We start from the raw sequence: 13,758 nt of genomic DNA on the forward strand, positions 1-13,758 counted from the left end.
TTTGGGGTGCGCTCATTGAGATGGACGTGCGGTGACGTGTGCGACAGCCATCGTTCGAAAGGCTGACCCCGGCCGATTAGGCTGACGACCCACGACCGCCGAGCCGACGCCGGCAAGGCTCACACGGGACCGAGGGGACGGGGACACCATGGCCCGCTACACGGAAGCGCAGACCATCGCGCGCGGTGGCTTCAGCATCAAGGTGCCGGAGACCTGGTGGGAGTTCGACGTGCGGCCCGAGTCGCGGGACGCCAGCATTCGGCAGATGATCAACGACCGGGTGCGGGAGCGGCCGGAGCTGGCCCCGCACCGGGAGACCTTCGAGGCGTTCCTGCGCAAGGCGTCCAAGGAGGCGTGGCAGTCCGGGGCGCTGTACTGCGGCTGCATGGCCGAGAGCTTCGGCGGCGACACCCCGATCACCGGATCCGTGACCGTGTCGCTGGTCGGCGCCCGGACGGAGAAGGGCGACTTCCTGCCCACCGACCCCGCGCAGATCGTCGCCCAGCTCGCGGTGCGCGAGGCCAAGCGCGAGGGCGACGCCTGGCGGAAGGTGACCACCGTCGACATCCCGGGGGTCGGGCTCGCAGCACGTACGTACGGGATCGAGGACGTGTCCGTGCCGGGGGACGACCGGACGGTGCGGGTCGTGCTCATGCAGACCTTCATCCCCGTGCCGGGGCAGGAGGGCAAGGTGGCGCTGGTGTCCGGCAGCAGCCAGATCCTGGACCTCGCGGACTCCTTCTTCGACATCTTCGACGCGGTGACGTCCACGTTCCGGTTCGCGGAGTAGCCCGTCTTGACGTGACGAAGCCCCGGACGCCACTCGTGGAGGGCGGCGTCCGGGGCTTCGCAGTTGCTGCGTAGAGCTGGACCGTCAGCGGATCACGGGATCACCGGTGGATTTGCTGGATCACCGGTGGATTGCTGGATCACCGGTTGACCGCCTGGGCCTCCTCGACCGCGATCTCCTGGACGGCCTCGATCGTGCCGTTGGGCATGGGCTGCGCTCCCGCCTGTCCCGTGCCCGTCCAGCTGATCTCCCACGTCAGGGTCGCCTTCAGCGGGAACGTGCCGCCGTTCGAAGAGCGGAGGTACGTGATGCCGCACGGCGGGGTCTTGTCGGCCTTGCCCTTGGCGTACGGCTCACCGATCTTGCCGCCGACGATGGGGCACTCGCCGTTGGCGGGGATGGTGGTGGCGTTCTCCGTACCCGGGTTGAGCGTGAGCGACTTGGGCTTCGCGGTCGTCGTCGCCTGGAGGTGGAAGCCGGGAACGTTGATCTCCGCCGTCGCCTGGACCTCGTCGAACTTGGCCTTGTCCAGCCAGATCCACGTCGGCAGGTTCACCTTGGACTTGCCGTCGGGGGCGAGGGTGACCTTGGTGTCAGGGAGCTGCATGTGCTGGTACGCGAGGGCGGCCAGCATCTTCGGGGTGATGGCCTCTTCGTACTGGGGCGGGGCGGGCTCACCGTTGTCCACCCAGAAGGGCAGCTCGCTGCACCCGGTCCGCTTGAGGTAGTCGGGCTCGTTGGGGTTCTCGACCCCGGCCCAGAACATCCCCTTGCCGTCCTTGTCGGTGTTGTAGTCCTTGTAGCCGGGGTGGTCGGTCCAGCCGTAGTCGTCCTCGTAGTGGCGCTGCATCTCGCTGAGGGCCGAGCCCGCGTGACCGGTCATGCCGGGCGCGTTCATCTGGTCCTTGATGCTCTTGGACATCTTCTTCTTGAAGTCCTTGGCACCGAGGTAAGGGGCGTACCAGCAGGGAGGAGGGTTCCAATTGACGTCGGTGGACTCGACGTTGCCCTTGCTGCCGCCCTCGGCGACGGAGCCGGAGTAGTGGACTTGGGCGGCGGCGTAGATGCCGCCCTTGTCGCCGCCGCCCTCTTCCTTGGTGGAGCCATGGCCCTTGCTCGGCTGTTCTCCCGCGTAGGCGGGTTGTGCGAGCGCGGTGGTGCCCAGGGCGAGAGCCAGGGCTGCGGTGGAGAGAGCCGTACGTCGTCTTCCGTTCACTGGCACTTCGCCGCCTTCGTATCCACGAACACCTTGGATGCCTGCCACAGGCCCTTGCCGGTCGGGAACTTGACCATCACGATCTTGTAGTAGTCGAAGTCCGAGATGCTGGGCTTGGTTTTCAGGACTTTTCCGGTCTTCACTTCCTTGCTGTAGAACTTCGTGGCATCCGCGCAGAATGCGACCTCCACCGAATTGCCGTTCGCGGTGGAGCGCGTGGTGGCCTGGTAGTGGCGCAGGGTGCCCGTCGAGGTCCAGCCGCCCTTGACGCGGTCATTGATCTGCACGTTCGCGTAACGCAGACCGTCGTCCGTGGCGTACGCGGTCAGCGCCGCGTCCTTCGTAGTCCGCTTGTCGACGCCCCGGTAAACGGCGCGCAGGTAGTTGGCCGCGTCGCCCATCGCGGCCGCCTCATTCTTGTCCTTCGGCTTGTCCCAGTCGAAGACCAGCTTCATGTCCTTGGGCAGGGACAGGTCCACGCCGTCCGACGCGTCCTCCTCCGAACCACCCGCGGGCTCGCCCGACTTCTTCGGCTTCTCCGACCCCTGACCGGCACCGGCGATCTTGTCGTTGTCCTTGGACTTGCCGTCGTCCCCACTTCCACAGGCCGTCAGCAACAGGGCTGCGGTCGCGGCGAGCGCGGCAGCGACGGGCAGAGTGCGGCGGTTCACGATGGACTCCTGGTGGGCTGGGCCGGGCCGAGGTGGGGCACGATTTCCGTCAAGGGCAATGACGGTAACCGTGGGGTGTGCGGTTTCACCAGAGTGAATTGGCTTACGGGGGTGGCCTAATGGGGGTGAACCGGGAATTGATGGGCATTCTGATGCCCCGGTCCCGCAATGTGGAACCGGGGCATCGACTTTCACTTATGGCTGGTCAGTGTGACGTGACTGCGCAGCGGCTCCGAGCAGCTCAAGCGCATCTTGATCTGGCGGATAGAGAGGCGCGCACCCTACGCACGCGTACACGTTGAACCCCGGACCCGTGGCGGCGTGCACTTCGTGTACGAGGACGGGGGCGTCGGTGGTGCGCCGGCACCGGGCGCACATCCGCACGGGTGGCCGGGCGCTCATCGCGCTCTTGTTGGTAGGCCGACGCCGCCTACGCCGACACCCAGGAGCACGTCAAGTGGATCGCTTTGTAGGGGGAGTTGTGCCGGGAGTCGTACGGGAAGCCGAGTGTCGTGGCCGCACCCTCGCACCTGTAAGGCGGCCCACTACAGTTCAGCTGTGTTCGAATTCAATCCGACGAGGCCCAAGTGGGTGCAGATCGCCGAAGTGATCCGTCAGCGGATCGCCGACGGCGCGTACCCCGTGCACGGTCTGATCTCCGAAGTGCAGCTTGAGGGCGAATTCGGCGTTTCTCGCGTCACCGTGCGCAAGGCGACTGCGGCTCTGCGCGCGGAGGAGCTCATCATCACGACTCCCGGCATGGGCTCGTTCGTCGCGGACCCGAAGGGCGGCGGATCAAAGGATCAGGCCAAGTAGGTCCCCCGCGCGTCAACCGCTTCCTGCCTGTCCGGCGACCTAGTAACTTCGCACCCGCGTACGGCATTTACGAGGTGGCTGTTACGGGGGAGGCACCATGGGAGGGCACCGTCCGGCGGACTGGCATGTTCTGGACCTGGACAAGGATCCGACTCCGGGCGATCCGCAGCGGGTTCGCCAACTCGCCAAGAACTTGCACGACTTCGCGGACGACGTGTCGGATGTGCTCCGTGACATCAAGGGCATGGCCGGTGAGGACGCGATCCTGTCCTGGGCGGGCAAGACGGCCGAGTCCTTCACCGCCGAGTTCGAGGACGCTCCGGGCAAGCTGAAGAAGCTCAAGAAGAGCTACGAGATGGCGGGCGACGCGCTCGCGGACTACTGGCCCAAGCTGGAGCGCGCGCAGGCGCTGGCCGACAAGGCCCTCGCCAAGGGGCGTGAGGCCCAAGGCGACTTGACCGACGCCAAGTCCAAGCTGTCCTCGGCCGACTCGTGGGTGGATCGGGCGGGCAAGGAGGCCGACAAGTACAAGGACAAGGGCGGCGGGGGCAAGGGAGACGTCCCCAAGCCCGACGATGTTCCATGCAGCTGAAGAAGATGAAGGGACAGCGCAGGCAGCACGTCCCCGGTGACGTGTTCGTCCTTCAACTGGAAGATGACAGCTACCGATTCGGTCGCATCGTCAAGGTGGGGGAAAGCACCCCTGAGGCTCGCTTTCCCGGCGGTATCCTCGCGTACATCTACGACATCCCCTCGGTCGATCAGAAGCCGGACCTGGATCGCCTCACCCCCGATCGACTGCTGATGCCGCCGTTCTTCACCATGAACTGGGTCTGGAACAAGGGATACTTCCGGACCGTGCAGCATGCGGAGTTGACTCCGGATGATCTGTTGAAGCAGCACTGTTTCTACGACGCGTACTACAAGGACTACGTCGACGAGAACGATCAGCGGATCTCCGAGCGCGCGGATCCTTGCGGTTCGTTCGCCCTGTCCAACTTTGACTTCTTTCAGGAGCAGGTCGCAGCGGCGCTCGCCGGGAATCCCATCGTGGGGCCACGCCGAGAAGATCGCCAAGGCCGCGCGTGATGGCTCAACCGAGTTTCTTCTCCTGGGCCTTGACCACCGCCGGGAAGAGCTTGCCGTCGCCCGGGCGGGACTCGGTGAAGGCGGAGCCGTCCGTGGAGAAGTAGATCGCGAGGGTGTCGCCGTGGCGGGTGGCCTGGGTGTGGAACGTGTGGGTGTGGCCCTGGTACTTGGCCGTGGCCCTGAAGGCGAGTGAGTCGTCGGCGGTCTTCGTGGGGACGGTATCGGGGGTTCCAGGGGTTTCGGGGGCGATGGAGTCGTACGGGTTGGACTGCTTGTCGCCCTTCGCGGTGAACCCGTCCTTGCAGGCGCCGACAGCCTTCTTCATGTCGGACAGGGCGGCCTGGGCCTTGCCCGGTGCGTAGGTGGCGATGGTGATGTAGGTGAAGACGCCGCTGAACTTCTTGGCCTCCGCGATGTGGACCCGGACCTGGTCGTCCTGCGGGGCCGGGGTGCCGACGGGGAACTGGCTCATCGCGTGGCCGAGTGGGGCGCAGACCGGCTTGGAGAGCTTGATGTTGTCCCTTGACTTCGCGAAGACGTAGTCGGTGGACGGCTTGCGGATGCTGTAGCCCGCCACCTCGCTGCCGGCCAGGGAGAGCTGGGCCGCCGTGGCCCGCTTCTCCTTCTGGGGTTCCTCCTGCCCCTTGGCAGGGGCGGAGTCGGAGGTCTTGCTCCCCTTGTCGTTCTTGCTGTCTTCCTCGCTGCCGCCGCATGCCGTCAGGGTGAGGAATGTGGCGGCCGTGGCGAGGGAGGCGGCGATGAGAGTGGCGAGGGGGTGGCGGTGCGGCACTGAGGGCTCCTCGGAGTGGGGGAGTTGGGGCAGAGATGAGCGGAGGGGCAGGTCCGTGTGACCTGCCCCTCCGCGTTGTGCTGGTGTCGGCTCAGCCGGCGTGCGGCCGCCTCAGCGGTTGACAGCCTGGGCCTCCTCGACCTTCACCGGCTGGTTGTTGCCGTACTCGCCGTCGGGGAGGTTCTTCGCTTCGGCCTGGCCCGTGCCCGTCCAGGAGATCTTCCAGACCGCGGTGGCCTGGAGGTTGAACGTGCCGTTGCCGGAGGAGCGGAGGTAGGTGACGCCGCAGGGCGGGGTCTGGTCGGCCTTGCCCTTCGCGTACGGCTCGCCGATCGAACCGTCCTTGTTCACCGCGCACTCGCCCGAGGCGGGGTGGATCGTGGCGTCCTCGGTGCCCGGCTTGAACGTCAGGGAGGACGGCGTGGCGGTGGTGGTCGCCTCGATGTGGAGGTCGCCCGCGTCGAGGGAAGCCGTCACCGAGACCGGCTTGAAGTTCGTCTTGTCCAGCCAGGCCCAGGTCGGCATGTTGACCTTGGAGGGACCGTTGGGGGCGAGGGTCACCTTGGTGCCGGGGACCTTGATGTGGTTGTAGGCGAGATTGGCGAGGACCTCTGCGTCGATGACGTTCTCGACGTCGGGCTTCTCACCGTTCTTGACCCAGAAGGGAGGCTTGCTGCACTTCTGCTGCTCCTCGAGCGTGGCGTCGGGGCTGAACTGGGCGCCCCACCACATGCCTTCCTTCTCCTTGTCGATGTTGTAGTTGTCCTTGGCGTACTTCTGGTTCTCGTCCGACATTTCATTGAGGGCGTCGCGAGGGGCACCCGGATCGTGCCGCGCGCCGTAGTACAGCCGGTCGCGGTAGCCGCGGAACTCGCTGGCCTTCCACTCGGGTGCGTACCAGCACGGCGGCGGCGTCCAGTTGGTGTCCACGGACGTGATGGGGCCGCCGCCCTTGGCGTTCCCCGAAGACCGGAAGGAGATCTTGGCGTAGGCGCCGACGTCGCGGTCGCTGCCGGAGTCCTTGGTGGCGCCGCTGTCGGTGCTGATCTCTCCACCGGCGAGTGCCGGCGTGCTGGACAACAAGATCAGTGCGCCGCAAAAAGCGGATGTTATGAGCGACTTGCGCATGTTCATCCCCGTTATCCCTTGCACTGCTGGGCGTTGGCCTCCACCTTGATCCGGTCTGCCCGCCAGAGCCCCTTGTTCGACTTGGCGGCCTTCATCGAAACCTGCCAGAAGGAGTAGTCCTTGACGCTGGGCTTGGTCTGGTGGACCTTCTTGGTCTTCACTTCCTTGCTGAAGTACTTGGTGTCATCGGTGCAGAAAGTGACGACGACGTTCTTGTGCTTCGTGATGGTCTTGGCTGTCACGTTTTCGACGCTGCGCTCACCCGTGATGGTGAAGCCGGCGGCGACGTTCTTCTTGATCTGGTCCTTCGCGTAGACGAAGGACGGGCCACCGTATTCCGAGTAGAACTTGTACGCGGCGTCCTCCGCGTCCTGCTTCACGATCCCGTACGCGATGGACTGCGTGTAGTTCCGGGCGTCGTTCCAGGCGGCTGACTGGTCCGGGTCTGAGAAGTTCGAGTCTTTGACGGTGAGCTTCAGGTCCGACGGCAGCTTGATGTCGGGCCGATCGATCTTCGCCCCCGAACTCGCACTCGCACTCGGAGACTCCTTCTTCTTCCCGTCCCCCGCCCCCGCGATCTTGTCCCCGGAATCCTTGTCGTCCCCGCCCCCGCACCCGGTGAGCAACAGAGCGGCGGAAGCCGTCAGTGAGACGGCGACGGACAGAGCACGACTGCGGTTCACGAGCGACTCCCGGTGGGGCGACAGTTCCTCAAGCCATCCGAAGGTACTGAAGTGGACATCCTCAGCACCAGGGTCAAGCCCCTGAAGTGTCAAGGGTCTCGACCGTGTAAATGCCCAGTACAAAAGGGGGCAAGTTCGGGCGGGAAGTGTCGAGTTCGGGCAGGGGAAGCTGTTACTTCAACGAGACATCTCTCGCCGGAAACCGGCCGCCGGGGAGGAAGGGCCCCCACGGCGGCCAGCACCCCCAAACCCTCAGCCCCTCCGCAAAACCCCCCGCACCCTCTCCCCCTCCACCGACTCCCCCAACGTCTTCCACAGCTTCGACGAGCTCAGCGACACGTACACACCCGGAGCCCCCTGCTCCCCGCACCCGTCCCCGTACGACACGACCCCCGTCTGGATGGGGGCCTCCCGGCCCGGCACCTTGCGGAAGGCGGGGCCGCCGCTGTCGCCCTGGCAGGAGTCCTTGCCCTCGACTCCCGCGCAGAAGTTGACCTTCGCGTCGTACTCCTTGTAGCTCACCTTGCATTCCGCGTGCGACAAGACAGGGACCCTCACCTGGCGCAGGCGGTCCGGGGTGTGGGGGAGGGCCGAGTCCGTGTTGCCCCAGCCCGTCACCGTGGCCTTCTGGCCGGGGCGGATCAGGGCGTCCGTGCCCTGGGTGGGGAGGGTGACCGGGGCCACGCCCCGTACCGGCTTCGAGAGCTGGACGAAGCCGATGTCGTACGCCTCCTGGCCCTTCAGGTAGCGGGGGTGGACCACCACCCCGCCCTTCGCCACGTTGCGGGTCGCGCCCTGGCCGGTCGACGACAGGACCGTGCGGCCCACCGCCGCCTGGAGGGTCTTCGGGCTGACGGGCCTGCCCGTCTCCTCGTCCACCAGGCAGTGCGCCGCCGTCATCACCACGTCCGGCCTGACCAGGCTCGCCCCGCAGAACTGGCGGTCCTGCGGGGTGCCGCGGCCCTTCTCCAGGAGGGCCGTCATGAAGGGGTACGCGTCGTTCGGCGCCGCCGTGCCGCCGATGATCGCGTGGGCCGCCGGGGCGTTCACCGTCCCCGCGATCGCCGTCCCCGCGAGCACCGCGAGGGTCGTCGCCACGGTCGCTGCCGTGGTGGCCGACGCCCCTCTCTTTGTCCCTGTTGCCGCTATCTTGTACTGCTTCATTCCACGCATGGGGGGGCTAAGTCACTCTCACGTAGCAGGAGTTGATGCTTTCGCCTGATAGAGGGGTGTGCGCACCTGTGGGTTCAGCCGGAGAAGGGCCCTTACGGCCCGAATTCGCCCCTCGTTCAGTCCCGCTGCAAACACTCTCTGTTCGCTCTCGCACACTCGCCCCCGTCCACCAGCCCCGAACCAGATGTCGGAACCATTGAGTGCGGATTGCGCGTGAATAACGATGGCGGGCGGCTCCAGAGGTGCCAGGTCGCGGTGCGGTTCGCGATTCGGAACGCGCCTTGAGGGGCTTATGTGCTGCTGATACGGTGCGATGACTTGACACCATGACTGGGGGCGAAGGGGCGATTCGAAGCCCACCTCAGAGTGCGCGAGCAGCGCACTGAAGTGTCTCAAATGACCGAATTTTCTTGGGCGTGCGGGGAGCAGTTGCGTGAAGATCCAAGAGCGTACGGGGGCGGGCAGTGGACGCTCCGCCACACCGGCTCAGGGTGCCGTCGGTGAGCGCCTTCCCGCGCCGCCTCGCGAGCGCAAACCCGCGCTCGCCGCGCTGGCCGTTCTGCTGATTCTGATCGGCGCGCTCGGCGCCACCATGCTCGTGCTGCGGGCCGGTGACCGTGTCGAGGTCGTCAAGGTCATCAAGGAGATCCCGGCCGGGGAGTCCGTCAAGAAGGGCGTGAACGTGGACTCGGTCATGGTCGCCGATGGCACCGGCATCAACTACGTCAAGTGGTCGCAGGTCGGTGCGCTCGCGAAGCTCAAGGCCACCAACACCATCCCGAAGGGCGCCGTCGCCGTCGGTGAGATGTTCTCCGACAAGGGCGGCATCCCGGCGGGCAAGGCCGCGGTCGGGCTGTCCTTGAAGGAGGGGCAGTTCCCGGCAGGTCTGAAGGTCGGTGACACCGTCGCCGCCTACCACGTCGGGGCCAACAGCTCCGGCAACTCCGGCAATTCCGGCGGCAAGGGCGGGGCCAGTGGCGGGTCCTCCGCCGCCGGTGAGCCCATCGTCGCCAAGGCCCGCGTCAACACCGTTGGCGGCAGCGACGGTTCGACGGTCAGCAGCGGCAACCTCAGCATCACGCTGCTCGTCGACGAGGCCGACGCCGGGGCACTGACCTCGGCCGCGGCCGCCAACGAGGTCTCCGTCGTCTACGTCACTCCTGCCGGCAACTAGCGGCACGCCGAGAAGTAGCCGCAGGCAGCCGAGAAGACACAGAGACAGGGACAGGGACAGAGGCACGGATATGGCGCTTATCGCTCTCGCCGCCGACAAGGGGTCCCCGGGGGTCACCACCGCCGCCGTGGCGCTCGCCGCCGTCTGGCCGCGTCGCGTCCTGGTCGCGGAGACCGACCCCGCGGGCGGCGACCTGGTGTACCGGAGCGCCGCCGCCCACGGGGGTCCGCTCAACCCGAACACGGGGATGCTCAGCATCGCCGCCACCGCGCGCCGGGGACTCGTACCGGATCAACTCTGGGACCACGCCCAGCCGTTGAGCGGTGGACTCGAAGTGCTCGTGGGGCTCGGAGTGGCCGAGCAGGCCGCCGGGCTCGTGGGGCTCTGGCCGACGCTCGGGCACGCCTTCGCGCAGCTCGGGGAGTCCCCGAACGCGCCGGCCGACGTCATCGCCGACTGCGGGCGGATCAGCGGGGACACCCCTGCCGTCGAGCTGTTCCCGCACGCCTCGCTCGTCCTCCTCGTGTCGCGGACCGAGCCCGAGGCCATCGCCCGGGTGCGGGACCGGGCCGCCGCCCTCTCCGCCAAGCTGCACGGCGGGCCGAGGGGCGCCGCCTCCCTCGCCATGCCGCTCATCGGCGTGCTGCTCATCGCCGACCCCGGCACATCCGCCAAGCTCGTCCACCAGGTCAACGACATGCTGGTGGCCGCGCAGACCGGGGCCCGGGTCGTCGGCACCCTCGCCGACGACCTCGCGGGCGCCGAGCAGCTGGCCGGGCGCAGGCGCGGGCGGCTCGACAAGTCGATGCTCATCCGGTCCGCCCGCAAGGTCACCGTCGACCTCTCCCAGCAGTACGGCGCCGCCTGGGCCAACCCCGCGGCGAACCCGAACCCGGCGGCGGGTGCGGGCCGATGACCACCGTCGACCACCAGCTCGTCAAGCGGTTCCGGCAGGACGCCGGTGACCGCATCGCCGAGCAGCGCAGACTCGACCAGGTCTCCGGCGTCACCCCGATGTCGGGCGAGGACGAGCGGCAGTACGCGCGCGCCGTCATCGCCCAGATACTGGAGGAGTACGCGCGGATCGAGATCAGCGCCGGGCGCACCCCGCTCGACGCCGAGACCGAGGAGCAGTACGCGTCCGCCGTGCACGCGGCGCTCTTCGGCGTGGGGCGCCTGCAGCCGCTGCTCGACGACCCCGAGGTCGAGAACATCGACATCAACGGCTACGACCAGGTGTTCGTCGGATACGCCGACGGGCGCGAGGTCAAGGCCGACCCCGTCGCCGAGTCCGACGAGGAGATGATCGAGCTCATCCAGGTGCTCGGCGCCTACTCGGGCCTCTCGTCCCGGCCCTTCGACTCCGCCAACCCCCAGCTCGACCTGCGTCTCCCGGACGGCTCGCGACTGTCGGCCGTCATGGACGTGACGCGGCGGCCCGCGCTCTCCATCCGGCGTGCGCGCATGGGCAAGGTCTTCATGTCCGACCTGGTGGGGAACGGGACGCTGACGCCGGAAGTCGCGCACTTTCTGGCGTGTGCGGTCCGGGCGCGCAAGAACATCATGATCGCGGGAGCCACCAACGCCGGTAAGACCACGCTGCTGCGTGCCCTCGCCAACGAGATCCCGCCGCACGAGCGTCTGATCACGGTGGAGCGGGCCCTGGAGCTCGGCCTCGACACCTTCGCCGATCTGCACCCGAACGTCGTCGCCTTCGAGGAGCGGCTGCCCAACTCCGAGGGCCAGGGCATGATTTCGATGGCGGAGCTGGTGCGCCGTTCGCTGCGCATGAACCCCTCGCGGGTCATCGTCGGTGAGGTGCTCGGCGACGAGATCGTCACCATGCTCAACGCGATGTCGCAGGGCAACGACGGCTCGCTGTCGACGATCCACGCCAACAGCTCCAGCGAGGTCTTCAACCGTATTTCCACGTACGCGCTGCAGGCCAGCGAGCGCCTCCCGATCGAGGCCAGCCAGATGCTGGTGGCCGGCGCCGTGAACTTCGTCGTCTTCATCCAGCGGCGCAACAACTACCAGACCGGCGGGCGCCTCCAGCGCATGGTGACCTCGGTGCGCGAGGTCAACGGCGTCGACGGCCGGGTGCTGTCCAGCGAGGTCTTCGCCGAGGCACCGGACGGACGCGTCGTCTCGCACGCGCCCATCGCCTGCCTCGACGATCTCGCGGCCTTCGGCTACCGCCCTGCCGGGCAGTGGGGGTGAGCACGACATGAACTCACTCGGCTCCATGGACGGGTTGTTCTCCCTGCCCGTCCTGTACGCGCTCGCGTGCGGCGTCGCCGTCGGCGGCGGCATCGCGCTCTTCGCGGTGGCGCTGCGCGGTCTGCCCGCGAAGCCCGAGCACGAGAAGCAGCGGGCCGGCGAGCGGGCCGACGAACTGCTGCGGTTCGCGGGCCGGCGCGGCTCGCTCGCCGTCGGCATCGGCCTGGTCGTGCTGCTGCTCACGCGGTGGGCGGTGGCGGGCATCGCGGCCGGGATACTCGTCTTCTTCTGGGACAAGCTCTTCGGCGGTGCCAAGGAGGAGCGGGCCCAGATGAAGCGCGTCGAGGCCCTGGCGGCCTGGACGGAGTCGCTGCGCGACACCATCGCGGGCGCGGTCGGCCTGGAGCAGGCCATCCCCGCGTCGGCGCGCGCGGCCGCGCCGGTGCTGCGGCCCCATCTCGACGCCCTGGTCGACCGGTTGCGGGCCCGCACCCCGCTGCCCGAGGCCCTCCAGATCCTCGCCGACGAGATCGACGACGCCTCCGCCGACATCATCGTGGCGGCCCTCATCCTCAACGCGAAGCTGCGCGGCCCCGGTCTGCGCCAGGTCCTCGGCGCGCTCGCCAAGTCGGCGCGCGAGGAGGTCGACATGCGCCAGCGCGTGATGGCGCAGCGCGCCTCGACGCGGCGTTCCGTGCAGATCGTCGTGGCGGTGTCCGTCGCGTTCGTGCTCGGGCTTGCGATCTTCAATCGGGAGTTTGTTTCGCCTTACGGCACGGCGCTGGGCCAGATCGTCCTCGCCATCGTGTGCGCGCTGTTCGCGCTGGGCTTCTGGTGGCTGCGGAAGCTGTCGACGGTCGAGACGCCGGATCGCTTCCTGGTCAAGGATGAGCCCGGGGTGCAGTTTGTGCGCCCGCGCGGTCCCAGCCAGGGCGGTGAGCCGCAGCCGGACGGCGGCTCGGCGCAGACGCTGCCGCCGCACGCCAACTCGCCCTATCCAGCGGGTCCGTCGGAGGGAGTACGTCGATGAGCCTGACCATGCCGATACTCGTCGGCGCCGTCTTGGGCCTGGGCATTTTCGCCCTGGTCCGGGCGCTGATGCCCAGCAAGCGCAGCGCCGTCGCAACCGTGGCCCGCATCGACGCGATGCGGGCGCGCGGCACGGCGTACGAGACGAAGCACCGCACCACGGACGAGTCCGGCGGCCGCTTCGGCGGCGTGCGCTCCCGGGTGGGGCAGCGCGTCTCCGATTTCTACATCCAGCAGGGCTGGGAAATGCGGTCGCTGCGGGCTGACTTGGCGGTGCTCGACCGGAGCTGGGAGAAGTTCCTGGCGACGAAGGTGCTGTTGGCGGCGGCTGGCGTGTTCTTCGGGCCGTTCCTGTTCGCCATTGTCTGGCAGCTCGGCCTTGGCAGCAGCCCGATCATTCCGGTGTGGCTGGCGCTGATGTTCGGCGCCCTGTTCTTCTTCCTGCCCGACCTCGAAGTGCGGCGGGACGCGGCGGACAAGCGCCGCGACCTACGCCGCGTCATCGGCGCCTATCTGGACCTCGTGTCGATGAGCCTCGCGGGCGGCCGGGGCCTGCCCGAGGCGCTCATGGCGGCTGCCGAGGTCTCCGACGGCTGGGCGACGCAGCGCATCCGCAACGCCCTCGCTGACGCCCGCATCACCGGCGTCAGCCAGTGGCAGGCCCTCGGCGAGCTGGGTGACCAGCTGGGCGTCGAGGAGCTCAAGGAGCTGTCGTCGTCCCTCGCCCTGGTGGCCGACGACGGCGCGAAGGTGCGCGACTCGCTGGCCTCCCGTGCCGAGACGATGCGCCACCGCGAGCTCGCCGACATCGAGGGCAGCGCGGGTGAGAAGTCCCAGTCGATGCTGGTCGCCCAACTCCTGCTCTGTGCGGGCTTCCTGGTCTTCCTGATCTTTCCCGCGGCGATGCGCGTGTTTCAAGGTGCCTGACTGACCGTGGAGTGATGACTCACCCACTATTTCCTCGAGAGGACAACTCACC

The 13,758-nt window shown here is 67.8% G+C and carries 14 protein-coding genes and 1 pseudogene; 9 read left to right on the forward strand and 6 right to left on the reverse strand.

Features of this window, described 5'->3' with window-relative positions:
- Positions 1 to 148: 148 nt before the first annotated feature.
- On the forward strand, positions 149 to 790 hold the full coding sequence (locus ACQB60_RS26375; protein WP_384829628.1) for a hypothetical protein: 642 nt from the start codon (positions 149 to 151) through the stop codon (positions 788 to 790).
- Positions 791 to 929: 139 nt separating this feature from the next.
- On the opposite strand, the gene ACQB60_RS26380 is transcribed toward ACQB60_RS26375, so the two are convergent.
- Both ACQB60_RS26380 and ACQB60_RS26385 read right to left on the reverse strand, forming a co-directional pair.
- Positions 930 to 2,006 carry a hypothetical protein gene (locus ACQB60_RS26380; protein WP_496928611.1) on the reverse strand — a complete coding sequence of 359 codons (1,077 nt, stop codon included), beginning with the start codon at positions 2,004 to 2,006 and terminating at the stop codon, positions 930 to 932.
- The gene (locus tag ACQB60_RS26385; protein WP_496928612.1) at positions 2,003 to 2,677 is read right to left on the reverse strand and encodes a hypothetical protein; all 675 of its coding nucleotides are present in this window, start codon (positions 2,675 to 2,677) and stop codon (positions 2,003 to 2,005) included. Before ACQB60_RS26385 ends, ACQB60_RS26380 begins: the two co-directional genes overlap by 4 nt.
- A 558-nt stretch (positions 2,678 to 3,235) precedes the next feature.
- Between ACQB60_RS26385 and ACQB60_RS26390 the strand changes: the two genes are divergently transcribed.
- The 3 genes and pseudogenes from ACQB60_RS26390 to ACQB60_RS26400 all read left to right on the forward strand — a co-directional run bounded on the left by ACQB60_RS26390 (position 3,236) and on the right by ACQB60_RS26400 (position 4,582).
- Entirely contained in the window at positions 3,236 to 3,493 is a 258-nt protein-coding gene (locus ACQB60_RS26390) for a GntR family transcriptional regulator (RefSeq protein ID WP_496928613.1), read from the forward strand.
- Positions 3,494 to 3,590: 97 nt separating this feature from the next.
- Positions 3,591 to 4,070 (forward strand): annotated as a pseudogene (locus tag ACQB60_RS26395) (WXG100 family type VII secretion target); the annotation flags it as partial.
- 5 nt (positions 4,071 to 4,075) lie between these two features.
- Positions 4,076 to 4,582, forward strand: coding sequence for an immunity 26/phosphotriesterase HocA family protein (locus ACQB60_RS26400; protein ID WP_496928614.1), 507 nt, complete (start codon positions 4,076 to 4,078; stop codon positions 4,580 to 4,582).
- 4 nt (positions 4,583 to 4,586) lie between these two features.
- Here ACQB60_RS26400 and ACQB60_RS26405 read toward each other — a convergent pair whose 3' ends face one another.
- From ACQB60_RS26405 to ACQB60_RS26420, 4 genes are all read right to left on the reverse strand, one after another.
- The gene (locus tag ACQB60_RS26405) at positions 4,587 to 5,372 is read right to left on the reverse strand and encodes a hypothetical protein (protein ID WP_496928615.1); all 786 of its coding nucleotides are present in this window, start codon (positions 5,370 to 5,372) and stop codon (positions 4,587 to 4,589) included.
- Positions 5,373 to 5,483: 111 nt separating this feature from the next.
- A complete protein-coding gene (locus ACQB60_RS26410; protein ID WP_496928616.1) occupies positions 5,484 to 6,452 on the reverse strand; it encodes a hypothetical protein in 969 nt (322 codons plus the stop codon).
- A gap of 59 nt (positions 6,453 to 6,511) precedes the next feature.
- The gene (locus ACQB60_RS26415) at positions 6,512 to 7,183 is read right to left on the reverse strand and encodes a hypothetical protein (protein ID WP_496928617.1); all 672 of its coding nucleotides are present in this window, start codon (positions 7,181 to 7,183) and stop codon (positions 6,512 to 6,514) included.
- A gap of 252 nt (positions 7,184 to 7,435) precedes the next feature.
- The gene (locus tag ACQB60_RS26420) at positions 7,436 to 8,281 is read right to left on the reverse strand and encodes a S1 family peptidase (RefSeq protein WP_496928618.1); all 846 of its coding nucleotides are present in this window, start codon (positions 8,279 to 8,281) and stop codon (positions 7,436 to 7,438) included.
- A gap of 508 nt (positions 8,282 to 8,789) precedes the next feature.
- Between ACQB60_RS26420 and ACQB60_RS26425 the strand changes: the two genes are divergently transcribed.
- The 5 genes from ACQB60_RS26425 (at position 8,790) to ACQB60_RS26445 (ending at position 13,706) form a co-directional block, all read left to right on the forward strand.
- Positions 8,790 to 9,530: a hypothetical protein gene (locus ACQB60_RS26425; protein ID WP_496928619.1), complete on the forward strand. Its 741-nt coding sequence runs from the start codon at positions 8,790 to 8,792 to the stop codon at positions 9,528 to 9,530.
- Between the two features lie 70 nt (positions 9,531 to 9,600).
- A complete protein-coding gene (locus tag ACQB60_RS26430; RefSeq protein ID WP_496928620.1) occupies positions 9,601 to 10,446 on the forward strand; it encodes a hypothetical protein in 846 nt (281 codons plus the stop codon).
- Positions 10,443 to 11,750 (forward strand): TadA family conjugal transfer-associated ATPase, encoded by a 1,308-nt coding sequence (locus ACQB60_RS26435; RefSeq protein ID WP_384829645.1) that lies wholly within the window; start codon positions 10,443 to 10,445, stop codon positions 11,748 to 11,750. Before ACQB60_RS26430 ends, ACQB60_RS26435 begins: the two co-directional genes overlap by 4 nt.
- A gap of 7 nt (positions 11,751 to 11,757) precedes the next feature.
- Entirely contained in the window at positions 11,758 to 12,780 is a 1,023-nt protein-coding gene (locus ACQB60_RS26440) for a type II secretion system F family protein (RefSeq protein WP_496928621.1), read from the forward strand.
- Positions 12,777 to 13,706 (forward strand): type II secretion system F family protein, encoded by a 930-nt coding sequence (locus tag ACQB60_RS26445; protein WP_496928622.1) that lies wholly within the window; start codon positions 12,777 to 12,779, stop codon positions 13,704 to 13,706. Before ACQB60_RS26440 ends, ACQB60_RS26445 begins: the two co-directional genes overlap by 4 nt.
- Positions 13,707 to 13,758 lie beyond the last annotated feature (52 nt).

The organism is Streptomyces odontotermitis (assembly GCF_050510915.1).
In the GTDB taxonomy this organism is placed as follows: Bacteria; Actinomycetota; Actinomycetes; order Streptomycetales; family Streptomycetaceae; genus Streptomyces.